Genomic DNA, 16,588 nt, shown 5'->3' with positions numbered 1-16,588 from the left:
TCTTCGCCTGCAAAGACGGTTGCCCCATGTCATACATCACGCGAATGCCCGAGAACGATGGCATAATGGATGCCTCCATGCATTCGCCATAGGGTTTCCAGGTGCCCCCACCTGGCCGCCGGAGGCTGCTTTTTCGTCAATCGGTGCGCACGGCGCACCCTACCATTCCCCCGCAGCAACCCTGGCTACTGATCCGTAGAGTGCGCCCCCTGCACCGCCTTCGCCGCGCAAATCCCCGGCACCCTCTCCCCCAAATAAAAAACGGGCACCCCGAAGGGTGCCCGTTTGTGTGTTTCACAGTCGTTCGAGTGGTTCTATGCCGTATAATTGGCCCACTTCGTATCGATCATGCCCTGCATCTCTTCGATCACCGCATCGGAGAGGGAGCTGAAGCGACGCTGGGTCTGGAAGTACTCGGTGACGGGGGTGCGCTCTTTGCCCACGCGCTTGGCAGACTCACCGGTAAGGGAGAACTCGCCCTTGACGATCTCGTAGAGGTCGAACAGGCCGGTGGTGACCCCCAGCTTGCCGATCTTCACGGTATTGCGGGTGGGAAAGCCCCAGCCCGAGGGGCATGGGGTGTGGACGTGGATGTAGCGCGTCCCGCCCTTCATGGAGGCGGCCTTCTTCACCTTGTCGTAGAGATCAAGGGGGTAGGCGGCCGAAGCCGTGGCCACGTAATCGATCCCATGGGCGGCGATGATGCTCGGCACGTCTTTTTTGTGCTGGAGCTTGCCCTTGATGGGGGTGGTGGTGGTCATGACGCCCTTGGGGGTGGTGCCGGAACGCTGCACACCGGTGTTCATGTAGGCTTCGTTGTCGTAGCAGATGTAGATGATGTCCTCACCGCGCTCGCAGGCGCCGGAGAGGGCCTGGATGCCGATGTCCCCGGTGCCGCCGTCGCCGGCAAAGGCCACGACATTCAAGTGATCCCGCCCGGTGGCGCGCAGGGCTGCCCGCACGCCGGTGGCGGCCGCGGCCGTGGAGGCAAAGGTGACGTTCACGCAAGGAAGCTTGGTGGAGGCCACGGGGTAGAGCCCCTGGAGAACAGTCAGACAGCTGGGGGGAACGGCCAACACCGTATCCTTGCCCAGGGCTTTCAGGGCGGTGCGGTACACGATGCCCAGACCGCAGCCGGAGCAGGCGCGGTTGCCCGGATTCATGATCTCTTCATCCGTCAGGCTCAAAATCGTTGTTTTTTTCTCGTTATCCATGGCAGCCACCCTCTACAGCTTCAGGCCGATCCACCGGGGTTCATCCCCGACGGCGGCTTCTTTGTTGATGGATTCGGTCAGGGCGTCGTACAGGTGCTGGGTCTTGATCTCCCGGCCCCCAAGGCCCACGATGTAGTTGTGCACGAACGGCCGGGTCTCGGCGCTGTAGAGCGCGGACTTGACGTCTGCATAGAGAGCGCCCTGGTTGCCGTAGGAGAGAGCCTTTTCAAGCACGATGACGCCCTTGAACGCGGAAAGGGCTTCGCGCACGGCGGCGTCGGGGAAGGGCCGGTAGACCTTCAGGCCCATGACACCCACCTTGATTCCCTCCTCCCGCATGGCATCCACCACGTCGCGGAGCTGGTAGGAGAGAGATCCCATGCAGAAAGTCACGTAGTCGGCATCCTCACAGCGGTAGGGCTCCAGGAAGGGCTCGCCGCCACGGCCGAAGATCTCGCCGAACTCGCCGTCGATCTTTTCGATCTCGGAAAGGGCCGCGCGCAGGTCCGTGTGCAGGGTCTTGCGGATCTCCATGTAACCGGGGGCCGTGTTGCCGTGGAGGTCGGGCCGCACGTCCGGCAGGGTCACGGTGTTGAAGTTCCGGGGCTTTTCCGGGTTCAGGAAATGGGTGGGCTCAAAGCCGGGCAGAAAGGCGTCCACCTTCTCCTGCTCGGGCACGTCAAAGGGCATGTAGGTGTGGGACAGAAGGTAGCCGTCGTAGCACACCATAACGGGGATGCTCACGGTTTCGGCCAGCTTAAAGGCCTTGAGCACCGTGTCGTGGATCTGCTGGTGGTCGGCGCAGTACAGCTGGATCCAGCCCAGGTCACGCTGGCTCACCGTGTCTTGGTGGTCGTTCCAAACGGTCCAGGGCGCGCCCACGCCGCGGTTGGCCACACACATGACGATGGGAAGACGGGCCCCTGCCGCCCAGTGGAGCTGCTCGTTCATGTAGAGCAGGCCGTTGGCGCTGGTGGCGGTAAAGGAGCGGGCCCCTGCGGTGGAGGAGGCGATGCACACGGCCATGGCGCTGTGCTCGCTCTCCACGGGGATGTATTCGGCAGGGAGGTCACCGGACTCGACGAACTCGGACAATTTTTCCGTCAGAGGGGTCTGCGGCGTGATGGGGTAGGCGGCGATTACCTGGGTCCTCGCCAGTTTGACCCCAGTTGCGGCAGCCACGTTGCCTGATTCAATCACATGCATGGTCTATTTCTCCTCCTTGGTAAAGCTCGCCTCGGGCACCATGGAGATGGCCCCGGCGGGACACTCCTCGGCGCAGATGCCGCACCCCTTGCAGTAGGTATAATCAATGGTGGGCGGAATGGTCTTGGTGACCACCGCGTCGGGGCAGTAGAGCCAGCAGTTGAAACACGACGGCTTCCCGGTTTTGGCGGGAATACACTTCTCCGTATCGATGACGGGACGAACCACCCGCCAGGATCCGGTGTTGCCCCCGTCCCCGGGGCCCGGTTCACTGACAGAGATCATGTTGCAGAATGCGTCTTTGGACATCAGGCACCTCCGATGACTGTGCGATCATAAGTAAGGGCGGCCGCCCGGGCGTTCTCCTCGGGCTTCATGACGGAAAACTCGTTGAGGATGGCTTCCCTCAAAAGGTCACGGCTCACCAGACCGGTGGCCTTGGCAAAGGCACCGATGATCCCGGTGTTGACGATGCCGGGGGCCAGGCCGGCCTCCAGGGCATGGGACGTCACATCGGAGATGGAGAGTTTGTGGGCGCCGAAGTCGTAGGTGTCTATGGCTTTCGGGGTGTTGAGGATAATCTGCCCCCCGTCCTTCAGGCCATGGGTGACGTCCACTTCCTCAAGGAGGGTGTGGTCTAGAACCACAACCATATCCGGGGTTTCAATGGGAGAGAGATCGTAGATTTTCTCCCGGGAGATCTTCAGGGACGTGAAAACGGGGGCTCCCCTGCGCTCCGTTCCGAAGGTGGGGGCCATAACCACACCTTTGTAGCCTGCCTTGAACACGGCGTTGGCCACAACCTTGGCGGCTGTGATGGCACCCTGACCTCCCCGGCCGTGCCAACGGATTTCAATGATGTCCTGTCTCATGTTTCACCACTTTCAGCACGTGATGTGCCTTGATCATGCCTGGCACCTGCCCGATAGCGCCCGGGAAGGTGCAGAATATCCAAAGATATCCGACCCGGAATCATTCCGGGCCAGGGGGATACGATACCACCTGCGCCGTCCTTCCGTCTACCCTCGGAAAAGCGTGCTGAATCAGGAAGCTGCCGTATCCTTTCACATTGCTTGGGCTGCCTTTCACTTGACGTTAACGTCAAGATCAATCAAGAAGCAATATCGCAAACCAAATTCCCTTGTCAAGCCCCTTTGCGCAAGTTGGTCCGTCCCAGGCCGAAAACTTTGTTAATATGCGTTTTTCAAGGACATTGGCCACATTCTTCTTGATTTACCCCTCGGATACCGCTATCTAAATTTTAAAACCTGTGCGCACTTGCCGCTCAAGGCGTCACCATGCCGAGACCGATTCGACACCCAGCCGTTTGGTCCTCTACCCCGGCCCATGGCCAGAGCCTGTCCGTTCTGCGCATCCGAAAACATATTGAGGCACCCGGCAAAGACATTGCGTGACGAGCCGTCCCTGAAAATCATCAATTTTCAAGGACATGATTCAAAATCCGATACGGCTTACCTGTCACTGCAACCCTTGCCCTGCCCCCGACACACGGTTCACTCTGCATGGCGTTTCGCCATACTGATATATCAACCTTCAATGGCCGCGCATGTCACAGCCATTGCCATGACTTTTTTGAGGTCTTCCATGGATATCACCATCAACAAAATCGACACGCCCAAGGCACACCCCGATGAATCCAACCTGGGATTCGGGACCATCTTCACCGACCACATGTTCTGCATGGACTACACCGAAGGCATCGGATGGCACGACGCCCGCATCGTGCCCTACGGTCCCTTTGAGGTGAGCCCCGCCACCATGGTCCTCCACTACGGCCAGACCATCTTCGAAGGCCTGAAGGTCTACAAGAAGGAAGACGGCTCCGCCCAGCTCTTCCGTCCCCGCGACAACTTCGAGCGCCTCAACCGTTCCGCCCACGCCCTCTGCATCCCCGAGATCAACGTGGACGACTGCCTGGAGGCCCTCCAGGCCCTCCTCAGCATGGAAAAGGGCTGGATCCCTTCTGCTCCCGGCACCTCGCTGTATGTCCGTCCCTTCATCATCGCCATGGACCCCTACATCGGCCTGAAGTCCTCCCCCACCCACCGGTTCATGATCATCCTCTCCCCGGTGGGCGCGTACTACCCCGAAGGGTTCAATCCGGTGAAGATCTGGGTCTCTCCGGAACACGTCCGTGCCGTCCGCGGCGGCCTCGGCGCTGCCAAAACCGCCGCCAACTACGCAGCCAGCCTCTACGCCACCGAGATCGCCCAGGCCGAAGGCTACACCCAGGTGCTCTGGCTTGACGGCGTGGAGCGCAAATACGTCGAAGAGGTGGGCTCCATGAACATCTTCTTTGTCATCGACGACGAGATCGTCACCCCCGAGCTCAACGGTAGCATCCTGGCAGGCATTACCCGGGACTCCGTGCTCAAGCTGGCCCGCCACCAGGGCAAAAAAGTCGCGGAAAAACGCATCTCCATTGACGAGGTGTTCAAGGCCCACGAAGAAGGCCGCCTCCAGGAGGTCTTCGGCTCCGGCACCGCAGCGGTCATCTCCCCGGTCAACAAGATCAAATACGGCGACCGCGAGATCACCGTGGGCGACGGCGGCGCAGGCCCCATCTCCTCCGGCATCTTCAACGACCTCATGGACATCCAGTTCGGTCGTTCCGAAGATCCCCTGAACTGGATCGTTCCCGTGGCCTAAGTCCCTCGCACGGCTGAGGCAGACGCCACCCATACGACATAAAAAAGGCGGTATCCGATGATTCGGATACCGCCTTTTTTTTGGTAACGATTCACTTGCCTCCGGCGGGTCGCTTTTTGAAAAAAACTCCGCAAAAACGTTCCGGTCATCAAGGCGCTTAGCGTCAGTCCTGAGGTGTGAGGCAGTCTGCATAAACCCTCAACGTTCATGTCGGGCGAAGCCCGAGTCGTAGGCCTTAGCGCTTTGCCCTGAGGAACGAAGGGCAAAGCGCTAAGGCAATCAGCTTTCGAGGTGGCTCACCTCGCCGCCGGAGGCTGCTTTTACGAACAGTTCCACCAGGGTGCTGCTCCGGACATCCACGAGGCCCTTGTCCGTAAGCTTCAGGGCCGGGCTCACCGGCAGGGTAAGGGTGGCAAAGGACATCAGCGGGTTGGGATGGACAAAGCCGAGCTCTTCCATGGCCTGCTGGATCCGGGCGACCCGGTCGGCAATCTCGGGCATGGGGTCTTCGGAGAGGAGGCCTGCCACGGGAAGGGCCAGGGAGGCCACCACCTCCCCTTTTCGGACCACGCAGATCCCGCCCTGGTTGGGCGCGGACTCCATCTCATGTCCGAGGCCCGGTCCCCGGCCACCAGCAGGTTGTGGCTGTCGTGGGCATAGGAGGTGGCCACGGCGCCCCCTTGAAAGATGCACCCGGTCATGATCCCCTTGCCTGCCCCGGCCTTTCCGGTGTGGCGCTCGATGACAAGGGCCAGGTTGCAGGGCGCCTCCTCCCAGCACCCCCTGCCCTCTTCCACAGGTAGCGTGAGTCGCCCTTCACGGGTGTAGGTGGTGAGATTGTTCTTCTCCATGGTGCGGCAGCAGACTTTTGAAGCACCCTGTGGGGCCGCCAGCTCAAACAGGGTGTCCGGGAGTTCCTCGGGCAGGCGGATGCTTTGGTAGAAATCCTCGGGAAAGGTTTCGCCACAGCCAGCCTCTGCCGTTTGGCACCAGGACACGGGGACTCCGCCTTTAAAGACCTCCTCCACGGTAAAATCTGCTGACCGGTCGGCCAGGAGCACGGCATCGGCGACCTTGCCCGGTGCAATGGCCCCCCTGTCCCGAAATCCCATGCGGCGGGCCGGGGACCAGGTGGCGGCGATGACAGCCTTCTCTAAGGGCATGCCCGCCTCAAGGGCCTTTCTCACCACATGGTCGAGGTGCCCCTTTTCCGCCAGGACGTTGGGGGGCACATCATCGGTGACAAAACAGAAGAGACCGTCGGTATCGTGGGCCAGGAGGCAGTCGACAATCTCCGGGGTCACGGCTTTTTCCTGGATCTCCACAAACATGCCGTTTGCCAGGCGCTGTTCCAGGCCCTCGGGGTCCTGAAGGCAGTGATCCGAGTCCACGCCCATGTAGAGCACCTTGGCAAGGTCCAGGCCCTTGTAGGAGGGGCAGTGCCCCTCCACGGCGGCAAAGGGCTGCTCCCTTCGCATGTAGTCGATGAACTCTGCGGCACGGGACGGGCCCATGGCGATGAGCTCCGGGCAGTTCATCACCTCCCCGAGGCAGATGACCTTCGGTTCGTCCCGAAAAAGCCGGTCCAGCTCCTCCAGGCCCACCACGCCCCCGGAGGTCTCCAGATCAGATGAGGTGGCGGGCACGGAACTGGGGACCCCGTAGTAGACATCCGCCGCCGCCCCCTTGGAAACCCGGATCATCTCCTGGATGCCCCGAATCCCGAAAACGTTGGCGATCTCATGGGGCTCGGAGACCACGGTGGTCACCCCCCGCTCCGCAACGGCCCGGGCAAAGGGCACCGGGGTGCACAGGGTGCTTTCGATGTGCAGGTGGATGTCGATGAGCCCCGGAATCAGAGGTTTTCCTCCACAGTCCCGGGTCTCTTCAGGCTCAAAGCCCATGCCCTCCATCTTGCCGACATACAAAAAGCGCCCCCGGTGAATCACCACGTCGCAGCGGTCCCACCGCTTGAGAAAAACGTTGAACACCAGGGCATCTTTTAACAGGGCATCCACAACCATGGTGTCCGCCTCCTTTTTTTTATCATTTTGCAACGATTCAACCCCACATGCCTCCGGCGGCCCTGCCGGGGTCCAACCTTTTGAAAAATTGGACAAACAGGTCTTAAGCCATCATTTCAAGGCTCCGCAGGAGGCGCGCTGAATGGTTACATCATTTTCATATCAGTGAGTTGCGATGATCCTGAAATAGTAGATCATGAGAAGGGCGATGGCGTAAACCGACCAGTGGGCATCCCGCACCGATCCGGTGACGAGCTTTAAAAAGGCAAACACCACCAGGGCCGCTGCGATGCCGTTGCCCGCGTTAAAGGAGAAGATGGTCACCGTCACGCAGACAAAGGCGGGGATGTATTCCGTCATGTCGCTGTAGTCGATTTTTCGCATGGAGCCCAGCATGGAGATACCGATGTACATCAGCACCGGAGAGGTGGCGCAGGACGGAATCATCAGGGCAATGGGCGAGAAAAAGAGTGTCAGCAGAAAAAAGAAGGAGGCGGTCACGGTGGTCAGGCCGGTTCGGCCCCCTGCCTCCACCCCGGCGGAGGACTCCAGATAGGTGGTGAGCACCGGGCAGGAAAAAAAGGACCCGAAGGCGGTGGCGCCGGAGTCCACATAAAAACATTTGTCGATGCCCGGCATATCACCCTTCTCATCCAGGTACCCGGCCTGTGCCCCCACGGCAAGGAGAGTCCCAAGGGTGGAGAAGAAATCGGGAATGAAGAACGCCAGGAGATAGGGAAGATATTTCGGGCTCAGGGCCCCTGTGATGTCGAGGTTGAACATCATGGAATCGATGCCCGACGGCATGGACACCAGACTCCCAGGAAGCCTGGTCACCCCGAAGGGGATGCCCGCCAGCGTGGTGAGGAGCACGGCAAAGATGATGCCTCCCTTGACCTTGCGGGCGGTAAAGAAAAGCACCAGGAAAAACCCGAGGATGGAGAGAAGGGCCTTGGCCGAAGTGAGGTCCCCGAAGACCAGGACGTTCTTGCCCGGATTGGCCACGATGATCCCCGCGTGCTTGAACCCCAAAAGAGCGATGAACAGGCCGATCCCTGCGCCCACGGCCACCTTCACACTCGGAGGAATCACCGTCACGATAAACTCCCGGACCCCGAACACCGATACCAGGATAAAGATCACCCCGCTGATAAAGACGATGCCCGATGCGATGCTCAAAGGGACACCCCCTTTGAGCAGGGTAAAGGAAAAAATGGCCACGCTGCCAAGCCCCGGCCCCAGCATAAAAGGCCGGTTCGTGTAGAGTCCCATGACAAGGGACGCCAGCACCGTCATCACCACGGTGACCGTAAAGGCCGCCCCCTTGGGCACCCCGCCCGAGCTGAGCATACCGGGCACCACCGCGATGATGTACGCCATGGTTGCAAAGGTGGTAAACCCTGCGATGAGTTCTGTTTTCAGATCAGTCCCGAAGTCGGAACACTTAAAAAAGGTGCTGAGCCGCCCTTGGCCTATACCCTGTCCATCCATCCTCACTGTCCCCTTTTCAAACAAAAAATCCTGTCACGTAAAACAAATGAAAAAACGGCCCCTTTGCGCCGAATCCCTCTCGGCAGGGCCGCTCTGGATACACCTCAATATGGTTTTTCAAAAAAACAAGCCTCCGGCGGCCCTGCCGGGGGCCAAACTTTTAAAAAGTTTGATAAACAGGTCAGGCTTCGCCAAAACAATTCCAACATTTTCGCACCCGTGCTTCGTTTTGATCGCCCTTCGGGGCGATCAAAACGAAGCACGGGTGCATTAGAAACGTTTTTTGCGGAGCTTTTTTTCAAAAAAGCGACCCGCCGGAGGCAACTGAACAGTTACGAAATATCTAAATATTTCCAAGTAACCAGACGTAATAATAACTTATTAATTTAGCCCAATCGTTTTCTCATGAAATATCCGGGTTAAGCGTACTGCAACTTGACGGATACCTATCCCAAAGTCCGGACCGACGCCCGCTCTGCCAGGGTGCTGCGGATCATCACCTTGTGGCAGGTGGAGGTCACCTCCCCTGCGGCCACGTTGAGCAGGAGCTCGGCCGCGCTCTTTCCGGCATCGGCCATGTGCAGGTCCACGGTGGTCAGGGCCGGGTAGAGAAAAGGCGAGAAGGTGACGTTGTTGCGCCCGATGACGGAGATATCCTCGGGGATGCGGAGCCCGGCCTCCTGAACGGCGGCATAGGCTCCCATGGCCATCTGGTCCGACATGCAGCAGATGGCCGTGGGCGTCGGCCCGGTGGCCAGTCGCTCTTTTATCGCCAGGTAGGCGGATTCGGCCTGGTAGTCCCCGTAGCAGATATTCTCCCCGCGCACCGCGATGTCCGCCTCGCGGCAGCACGCGTTGTAGGCATCGATCACTCCCAGGGCGTTGACGTCGTTCTCGCGGCCCAGGAGCAGAACGATCTCCCGGTGCCCCTGATCGATCAGGAAAGAAGCCCCAGAGGCTTTGTCCAGGTCCTGGAGGATCACCTGATGAACGGGCAGGTCCAGCTCCGGGATGTTGATGGTCACAAAGGGCTTGCCGCTGTTTTGGAGGGTGGCGATGTTGCGGTGCACCTGCTCGGTGGAGCAAAAGCCCGTGCTGAAGAGAAAATACCCGTCGCATCCCGCGCTGTTTTGAAGCTGGTCTTTCACGATCTCCTCGGAGGAGGCTCCGTTAACGGGCAAAAAGAGCATGCTGTATCCCCTTTCCGAGAGGACCTGTTGAATGCCCGCCAGGATGGCGTTGGTAAACTCATTGACGAACAGGGGAAGCGAAGTGGGAATAATCACACCGGTGATCTTGGATTCGTGTCGCCCCAGGCTGCTGGCAAAGATGTTTTTGCGGTAATTGAGCTCGTCCACCACCTTGTCGATACGCTCCTTGGTGGAGGCACTGACCCGCGTCGTCTCTTTGTTGTTCAGGTAAAGGGAGACCGAGGCAATGGACACCCCGACCCGTTTGGCGATCTCTTTGATGGTTGCTGCCATGGTGATTCCCCCGATAGGTTAAACGTTCAACCTCACCTACTATGAAGCTTCCGTGCCTGTCAATATCTTCCTGGGAGACAGATCACCGGGGCCGTGACGGCCACTGTTCAAGATGGGGGGGAGGACCCGGGAAAAAACCGGGCTGTGACGGCAGCACGGAGGCGATTAGCGTTCCGGTCAGCGCCGTTTGGGATAAAGGAAGGCAAAGGGGGGGGGAAGGTGACAATCAGGCCAGGTGAGCTGCCAGGCGTCTTCCCAGGCCAAGGAGGGTGAGCGTCGGAGGAAGTCCCCAGGCCTCCGGCACCACAGAGCAGTCGCAGACGTAGAGGTGTTTTCAGGTCGGAGTCCACCATGTGGTTGATCTTGACGGTCCCTCCGGGATGGGCGGCCACCTTCCAGCCCGTATAGACACCCTTGGCTCCGGCCTGCCTCAAAATGGCCTTTGCCCGGGACACTCCCGTCTTCATCTTCAGGTGGTCCCCGGGGCCTATGCTCTTCCGAATGCCCCCTTTCCAGGTAAGCCGCCCCCCGAGCTCATCTTTGATCTTGATCATCACCATGAGGGTATCGGGCCGGGAGAGCATACGGTGAAATTTCAATTTCGGCGCGATCTGGGCGGCAAAAACCGGGGTCGGAAAGTGAAGGTCCACCATAAGATACCCCTCATCTTCCATATGGACACCCGCGGTCATCTGGGTCTCGCCCTTGCTGCCCAGGCCGCCCACAGAGCCGAACACCATCACCAGGGGATCAAAGAAAAAATCGTACCCTGCGCTGTAGAGCCCGCTGTGCCGAAGGATATGCGCCGATCCGATGCCCCCTGCGGAAAGGACCACCTTGTCGGCGTAAGCCGAATGGGTTTGAAAGCCTTTTTTGTATATCACCCCGATGGCGGTGTCCCCTTCAAAGATAACCTTCTCCACCTTGGCCCCGTTGACCAGGGTCGCCCCTTGTTCAACGGCTTCATCCACGTAATCGCGGGCAGTCCACTTGGCCCCGTAGGGGCAGCCGTAGGTACATTTCAGGCAGTCGGGCCGACAGGCGTCCTGGTCGATAAGCTTATTGAATTTGTTCCACTCATAGCCCAGGTTACGGGCGCTCTCCATCAGCCTCAGGGAACCGGGACCCATGAGTTCGTCTTTCAGGGGGGCGATGGGGAGTTCCCGCTTCAGCGCGTCCACCTCCCCTCGGATATCAATTCCATAGGACTCAAGCATCTCAAAGGGCGGGTCAAAGGCGGTGGCGCAGTAAAACATGGAACTTCCGCCGGTACATATGCCCCGGACCATACCAAGGAGGGCCTTGTTGCTGAACAGGATATTTCTGCCTGGAATACCCGCATTTTTCACCAGTTGAGAGAAGGTCCCCTTGACGGGTTTGTAATCACCCCATTCCAGGATCAGCACATCCTTCCCCTGTGCCGTCAGCTCCCTGGCGACGGTGGCTCCACCCGGGCCGGTTCCCACGACAATCACATCGGCCTGTGTCTTCATGGTTTCCATAACGCCTCCCTGTTAAAATTGTCGACAATCCACAACCGTCATTGATACATAGAGACAAGACACCTGTCAACACTCATCAACACTGTTTATCTTACAGCCTTTCAAGGGCTTACAGAGCCTTCAACAACTATCAGCCCACCCTCCAAAAACAACGCCGCCGCCCACCCTTTCGACCAGCCAAGGATACGCGGCGTGTTCTCATCATCTCAACCGTGACGCCGATGACGCCCCGAAGGATGCCAGGGCGTAAGCCTTTTCCGACGCCACATAGGCTTCCATGGCCTGGACGCCCCTCTCCACATCACGCGCTTCGAGGCTCTCCACAATGGTTTTGAAATAGGACAGCTTCGCAAGGTATCGTTTACGGTCCACCACCAGGGAGAGGTATTGCAACCGCTGGGCGTTGGGCATCAACCCCTGGAGGATCCTTGCAAGAACCGGGTTTTCCACGGTCTCCAGACCGACGGCGGCAAAACTGAAAATCGCATCATAGACGCCGCCGGCATCCCCCTTTTCAGCCGCGGCCGCCATCTGTTCGTAGGCGTGGACCAACTGCATGCGGTGAGACTCACCGCACCGTCCGATTCAGCGGCGCACCACCAGGCCGTAGAGGACCTGGAGGACATCGGCGTGCCCTTCGATCACCGCCTCGGTCACCCGGCTCACCCGCGCCCCGCACCGGGGCACGATCTCCACCAGCCCCCTTACGAATCGCCTCCCGGATGGGGGAACGACTCACCCCCAATTCACCGGCGATGGCCTGTTCACGGACCCACTCCCCAGGCGCCAGCTCCAGGCGCACGATCTTCTCCGTAAGGTAAGTGGCGATGCGATCGGACAAATTTTCAGGTTTCCCGGCTTCCATGGCCCTCCACTGGAATGGTTGACGTGGTGTGGTGCAAAAGATCGTGCCGGCACATTGGGCCTTACAGGCGACCTTCCCTCTTGAGCTCTTCATACCAGAGGGGATGATGTTCCCGAACCGCGTCTGCGCTCATCAAGCCGTCCCTGAAAATCGCCCGCAGCCCGTGCCGGTTCATGGGAATCAGGGATAGATATGAACGGGCAGCAACAGGGAGATAAAAACAAAGGAGACGGCATGGACAAACCGGGCCTGTTCCTGAAATGCCTGGGAAAAGAGATCCCGGAACATCAGAACCATCCCGCTTCCGGTGATGGCCGCAACCGCAAGGATCATGAGCCAGGCAAACCCCTTCTGGCCTGTGTTGAACTTGCCGAACCGACCATGTTCCAGGCGCACATAGGTCGTCCACAGCTCCTTCAGCCCCCGGAAGAGCGCACGGGGGCCCCAGCTCTGCTCCGGCCAGATCTTCCATCTTCGCACGGAAGCCAGCATGGTGAGGCAGAAAGGCAGGGCCGTCATGACAAAGAAGAGCGCGGTAACCCGGTGAAGGATCCTGGCCACCTGCAGGCCTCCGGCCAGACGATCCGCAGGGGTTTCCCCAAGGGCGGGCCCTCCTGCCCCGGCAAAGCTGATGGCATCGTGGGGTGCGGAAAACATCGACGCCAGGAAGCTGAAGTTCGTTGAAAAGACGGGGAGCCCCGTGATGAAAAACAGCACCATAAAATGGATGATGTGTTTGTGAAACCACCGCTGCATGCCACTAAACGCCGTAATATACGTCTCGGTATTACTCTCCATGCTCCTCCTCCCGTACCTTCTTTTTCCGTGCGCTGAGCCAGTGCAGGGAGTGAAGGGCCGCACCGGCACCGATACCGGCCAGCCCCATGGTCCCCAGGGTCTTGCTGCCCTGCCTGGCCTGCATGGTTCGCTTCACGGGGTTCTCCGGCAACAGGTACGCCTCGGCCAGGGCCTTCGGCGCCAGGGTCAGCCAGCCGATGCGCCCCACGGTGGCGTTGACCGCCTCCTTGCCGTAGAGCATGTACTCCCCGCCCAGCCTCTCGGCATAGCGGGCCAGGCGCTTTTCCCCTTCGGCGATCACTTCCGCTTCCGACCCGGAGACAAGGGCCCCGGCCGGACAGGCGGAGACACAAACCTGCTGCCTGCCGGATTCCACTCGGTCGTAGCATCCGATGCACTTTTTTGCCGTGTTGGAGACGGGATCGTAGCGGGGCACATCATAGGGGCAGACATCGATGCAGGTCCGGCAGCCGATGCAGGCGGAGGCGTTGATCACAATCTGGCCACCCGGACGACGCTCAATGGCCCCGGAGGGGCAATTGGCAAGACAGGGGGCATGCTCGCAATGACGACAATGATGAAAGGCCACCACCACCCGGGCCTTGGGATACGCCCCCACCTCCCGCCGGACCGGTGTGAAGTAAAAGGTCTCGGGAAGCAGGGCGTTTGAGGAGCGTTCGATGTGGATGCCCTCATCCCGGGCCATGCGCATGCGGTTTTCTGCCGAGCAGGCACTCATGCAGGCAAAGCAATTCAGGCAGCTAAGGGTGTCGTACAACATCAGGTGACGCATCAGGAAGCCCTCCGTAATTTAAGGATCACATCCTGGGGAAGATGTCCGGCAACCCCCGGAGAAAACTGAAGCCGTCCGAAATGATTGATATTCAGACCGTCATGGCGAGCAAACCGAAGTTTTTCAGGTGTCTGCATGCACCCCCTGCCGAAGCCGTGGTAGTAGAAGAGCACATCGGGATGAACCGTACGGCTCAGGGAGACCACGGCCCGCTGACGCTCTTCGGGGTAGTCCTCCAGCCACACCTCCACGGTGTCCCCTTCGGACACGCCCAGGTTCCGGGCCCGGGCTACGTTGATGAAGACATTTGCATAGCCCATGTCGTCATGGAGGGGAACCAGCACCGGGTTGTTGCGGGTCTGTCCACCGCAGAACGACCCCAGGGGAGAAAAGCCCGAGGCCGGAATGAACTCGTCGGTTCCCAGGGCCTTTTTCTTCCCGTACCAGCGGCAGGTCAGGTGAGGAAACAACGGGGAAGCGTGATCTCTTGCCCCATAGTCCGGATGCTCCGTGGCCAGGCGGTGATGAATACCAGCCAGCCAGAAGCTGTAGACCTCGTGTTTTCCCGTGGGGCTCTTGGGGGCATGGTCCGCCATGGTGCGGGACCCGCCCCAGCTCCCCTTTTCCAGGAGGGCCTCCACGGAGTCTGGCAGGGTCGCGGCCTCGTCCGGGGTAAGCCCTGAGATGCCCTTGAACTGACTGCGCCACAGGGGCATGAGCCCCTCTTTCTCCAGGTGGAGAAAATAAGCATCGTACTCTTCAGGCTCCAGCACCCGTTTGGCGAGCTGGCAGAGGATCCGATACCCATCCCGGCTTCCCAGCACCGGGTCCACCGCCTTTCGATTCACCCCGATGACCGGGATCAGGGATTTGTAACCGGTATAGAGGGGCTGGTCCTGCTCCAGAAAGGTGCAGCCCGGCAAGATCACGTCGGCAAACATGACGCTGTCCTGCCAGAACGGGGAGACCGCCACGATGGTCTCCACCTCCTTCATCATCTTCACCACATCCGCACCGCCGGCCGTGCCTCCCACCAGGTCCTGGCCCCAGAAAAAAAGAAGCTCCGGGACCATGGGTTTCTTCTCAAGGAAGGCTTTGACCACGGTGGAGCGGCCCTCCACAGGGCTTGCCGCCCAGCGCCCCGGGTCATGGGCGTTGTGCCAGGCAAGGATGCTCGTGCCGCCGGGCTCCGGCGGGTCCACCGGAAGTCCTCCGAGTCCGGCGTTGCGATTCCTCTGGATTCCCCCCTCCTGCCCATAGAGCCCGAGCAGCAGGTTGAGCATCTGGATGGCCACCTGGGCCCTGAAATCCGTGCTGTGCCGGGTGAAGCGATACCCGATCTCCACAAAGGCCTTTGGAGCCGCGTCGTGGAGCCTGTCCGCCACAGACTCCATGGTTTCTGGGGAGATCCCGCATACGGCGGCCATCTCCTCGGGACTGTTTGCCAGGGCACTCTCCTGAAGAAGCGCCAACGCTGGCCGAACGGTTTTCCCCTCCCAGGCATAGGTCCCCCCATAAGCCGGAACGCGGGCTTCCCGGGCAGGCCTCACCCTGTTCTCCGCCGTATCGAACACCAGGTAATCCCCCGGGGAATCGCCTTCGCCTTCAAAAAGAGGAAGCAGGGTTTCCGGGTCAATGAGGGCATCTGCGTTGGTTTTGCTTAGAAACCCCGCATCCACATACCCTTTTTTAAAGACAAAATGGATCACCCCGAGCAAAAACGAATAGTCGGTCCCCGGCCGGATGGGAAGCCACTCGGCCGTCGCCTGGGCCATCTCATTGGGATGCCGGGGATCCACAACGGTCAGGGGCAGCCCGTGCCTCAACCCGTCCCCGAACTGAGCGCCCCACCCGTGGGCGATGATGGCACCCCCTAAGTTCTTGCCGATGACCAGGCCGTAGTCTGCGTGTTCAAAATCGCTGGAGTGGGAACCCGGCCCCCCGAAATTCAAAATGGCCCTGGAGCTGCTGGACACCACGCTGAAGCAGGTGTCCCCGTACCCCACGATATTGGGGCTCCCGAACACGTTAAAAAAGAGCTCATCGTATTTCGCCGCCGAAGTAAAGCGGGAGAAAAGAACCGCCCTGTCCGCTTTTCCAGCGTCTCTCAGAGCCTTCATTTTCCCGGCCACCAGGTCCAGGGCTTCGTCCCAGCTCGCTTTCCTGAATTCGCCCTTGCCTCGCTCTCCGGTTCGGATCAGGGGGGTCTTGATGCGATCCTCGCTGTACAGGGCGCTCACCGCAGCCCGCGCACGCCCGCAAGTCCCCCAATTTTCATGGACCCTGCTCGCCTCCAGGCGAACCACCTTGCCCTCTTTGACCCAGGCGGTTGCCGGGCAGTGCTGAGCGCACATCTGACAGAGCACCGGAACGCCCTTTTCCCGTGCGTATTCGGAATCCGGCACATGCAGTGGCGTGGCCGCCGCCTCCTGCCCTGCCGCCAGTAAAGCCCCGGTGGCCCCCAGGGCCGAAGAGACCTTAAAAAAATCCCTTCTGGACAGCTTCGTTCGTTTATCCATGTGTCTTGGTATCCTCAATAAA

15 protein-coding genes and 1 pseudogene are annotated in these 16,588 nt (G+C 59.9%); 2 read left to right on the top strand and 14 right to left on the bottom strand.

What is annotated here, in order from left to right; translation table 11 throughout:
- Window positions 1–314 precede the first annotated feature (314 nt).
- The 4 genes from ACOYW2_RS07705 to ACOYW2_RS07690 are packed head-to-tail and all read right to left on the bottom strand — an operon-like array spanning window position 315 to window position 3,292.
- Window positions 315–1,214 carry a thiamine pyrophosphate-dependent enzyme gene (locus ACOYW2_RS07705; RefSeq protein ID WP_482770009.1) on the bottom strand — a complete coding sequence of 300 codons (900 nt, stop codon included), beginning with the start codon at window positions 1,212–1,214 and terminating at the stop codon, window positions 315–317.
- Between the two features lie 12 nt (window positions 1,215–1,226).
- Window positions 1,227–2,420, bottom strand: coding sequence for a pyruvate ferredoxin oxidoreductase (locus ACOYW2_RS07700; protein ID WP_482770008.1), 1,194 nt, complete (start codon window positions 2,418–2,420; stop codon window positions 1,227–1,229).
- Between the two features lie 3 nt (window positions 2,421–2,423).
- Window positions 2,424–2,729: a 4Fe-4S binding protein gene (locus ACOYW2_RS07695; RefSeq protein ID WP_218951021.1), complete on the bottom strand. Its 306-nt coding sequence runs from the start codon at window positions 2,727–2,729 to the stop codon at window positions 2,424–2,426.
- Window positions 2,729–3,292, bottom strand: a complete 564-nt coding sequence (locus ACOYW2_RS07690; protein WP_218951020.1) for a 2-oxoacid:acceptor oxidoreductase family protein — start codon at window positions 3,290–3,292, stop codon at window positions 2,729–2,731. The genes ACOYW2_RS07695 and ACOYW2_RS07690 overlap by 1 nt, the downstream gene beginning before the upstream one ends.
- Before the next feature lie 733 nt (window positions 3,293–4,025).
- Here ACOYW2_RS07690 and ACOYW2_RS07685 point away from each other — a divergent pair.
- Window positions 4,026–5,090 carry a branched-chain amino acid aminotransferase gene (locus tag ACOYW2_RS07685; RefSeq protein WP_482422410.1) on the top strand — a complete coding sequence of 355 codons (1,065 nt, stop codon included), beginning with the start codon at window positions 4,026–4,028 and terminating at the stop codon, window positions 5,088–5,090.
- 279 nt (window positions 5,091–5,369) lie between these two features.
- On the opposite strand, the gene ACOYW2_RS07680 is transcribed toward ACOYW2_RS07685, so the two are convergent.
- From ACOYW2_RS07680 to ACOYW2_RS07670, 3 genes are all read right to left on the bottom strand, one after another.
- Complete coding sequence (locus tag ACOYW2_RS07680; protein WP_482770997.1) at window positions 5,370–5,618, bottom strand: adenine deaminase C-terminal domain-containing protein; 249 nt, start codon at window positions 5,616–5,618, stop codon at window positions 5,370–5,372.
- The gene (locus tag ACOYW2_RS07675; protein WP_482770007.1) at window positions 5,513–7,114 is read right to left on the bottom strand and encodes an amidohydrolase family protein; all 1,602 of its coding nucleotides are present in this window, start codon (window positions 7,112–7,114) and stop codon (window positions 5,513–5,515) included. The genes ACOYW2_RS07680 and ACOYW2_RS07675 overlap by 106 nt, the downstream gene beginning before the upstream one ends.
- A 162-nt stretch (window positions 7,115–7,276) precedes the next feature.
- Complete coding sequence (locus tag ACOYW2_RS07670) at window positions 7,277–8,605, bottom strand: NCS2 family permease (protein WP_482770006.1); 1,329 nt, start codon at window positions 8,603–8,605, stop codon at window positions 7,277–7,279.
- On the opposite strand from ACOYW2_RS07670, the gene ACOYW2_RS07665 reads away from it, so the two are divergent.
- Window positions 8,582–8,995 (top strand): hypothetical protein, encoded by a 414-nt coding sequence (locus tag ACOYW2_RS07665; protein WP_482770005.1) that lies wholly within the window; start codon window positions 8,582–8,584, stop codon window positions 8,993–8,995. The genes ACOYW2_RS07670 and ACOYW2_RS07665 overlap by 24 nt on opposite strands.
- A 56-nt stretch (window positions 8,996–9,051) precedes the next feature.
- Here ACOYW2_RS07665 and ACOYW2_RS07660 read toward each other — a convergent pair whose 3' ends face one another.
- The 7 genes and pseudogenes from ACOYW2_RS07660 to ACOYW2_RS07630 form a co-directional block, all read right to left on the bottom strand.
- Entirely contained in the window at window positions 9,052–10,089 is a 1,038-nt protein-coding gene (locus ACOYW2_RS07660) for a LacI family DNA-binding transcriptional regulator (protein ID WP_482770004.1), read from the bottom strand.
- 107 nt (window positions 10,090–10,196) lie between these two features.
- Window positions 10,197–11,591 carry a GMC family oxidoreductase N-terminal domain-containing protein gene (locus ACOYW2_RS07655; protein WP_482770003.1) on the bottom strand — a complete coding sequence of 465 codons (1,395 nt, stop codon included), beginning with the start codon at window positions 11,589–11,591 and terminating at the stop codon, window positions 10,197–10,199.
- A 201-nt stretch (window positions 11,592–11,792) separates the two neighbouring features.
- Window positions 11,793–12,176, bottom strand: coding sequence for an FCD domain-containing protein (locus ACOYW2_RS07650; protein ID WP_482770996.1), 384 nt, complete (start codon window positions 12,174–12,176; stop codon window positions 11,793–11,795).
- A gap of 133 nt (window positions 12,177–12,309) precedes the next feature.
- Window positions 12,310–12,456 (bottom strand): annotated as a pseudogene (locus ACOYW2_RS07645) (GntR family transcriptional regulator); the annotation flags it as partial.
- A gap of 180 nt (window positions 12,457–12,636) precedes the next feature.
- Window positions 12,637–13,254: a cytochrome b/b6 domain-containing protein gene (locus ACOYW2_RS07640; protein ID WP_482770002.1), complete on the bottom strand. Its 618-nt coding sequence runs from the start codon at window positions 13,252–13,254 to the stop codon at window positions 12,637–12,639.
- Complete coding sequence (locus ACOYW2_RS07635) at window positions 13,244–14,047, bottom strand: 4Fe-4S dicluster domain-containing protein (protein ID WP_482770001.1); 804 nt, start codon at window positions 14,045–14,047, stop codon at window positions 13,244–13,246. The genes ACOYW2_RS07640 and ACOYW2_RS07635 overlap by 11 nt, the downstream gene beginning before the upstream one ends.
- Entirely contained in the window at window positions 14,047–16,566 is a 2,520-nt protein-coding gene (locus ACOYW2_RS07630) for a molybdopterin-containing oxidoreductase family protein (RefSeq protein WP_482770000.1), read from the bottom strand. The genes ACOYW2_RS07635 and ACOYW2_RS07630 overlap by 1 nt, the downstream gene beginning before the upstream one ends.
- Between the last annotated feature and the right edge of the window lie 22 nt (window positions 16,567–16,588).

This window comes from Desulfoluna sp. CLI2B (assembly GCF_056847375.1).
The sequence above is the reverse complement of the archived record's forward strand: the minus strand, read 5'-3'. Positions and strand labels throughout refer to the sequence as shown.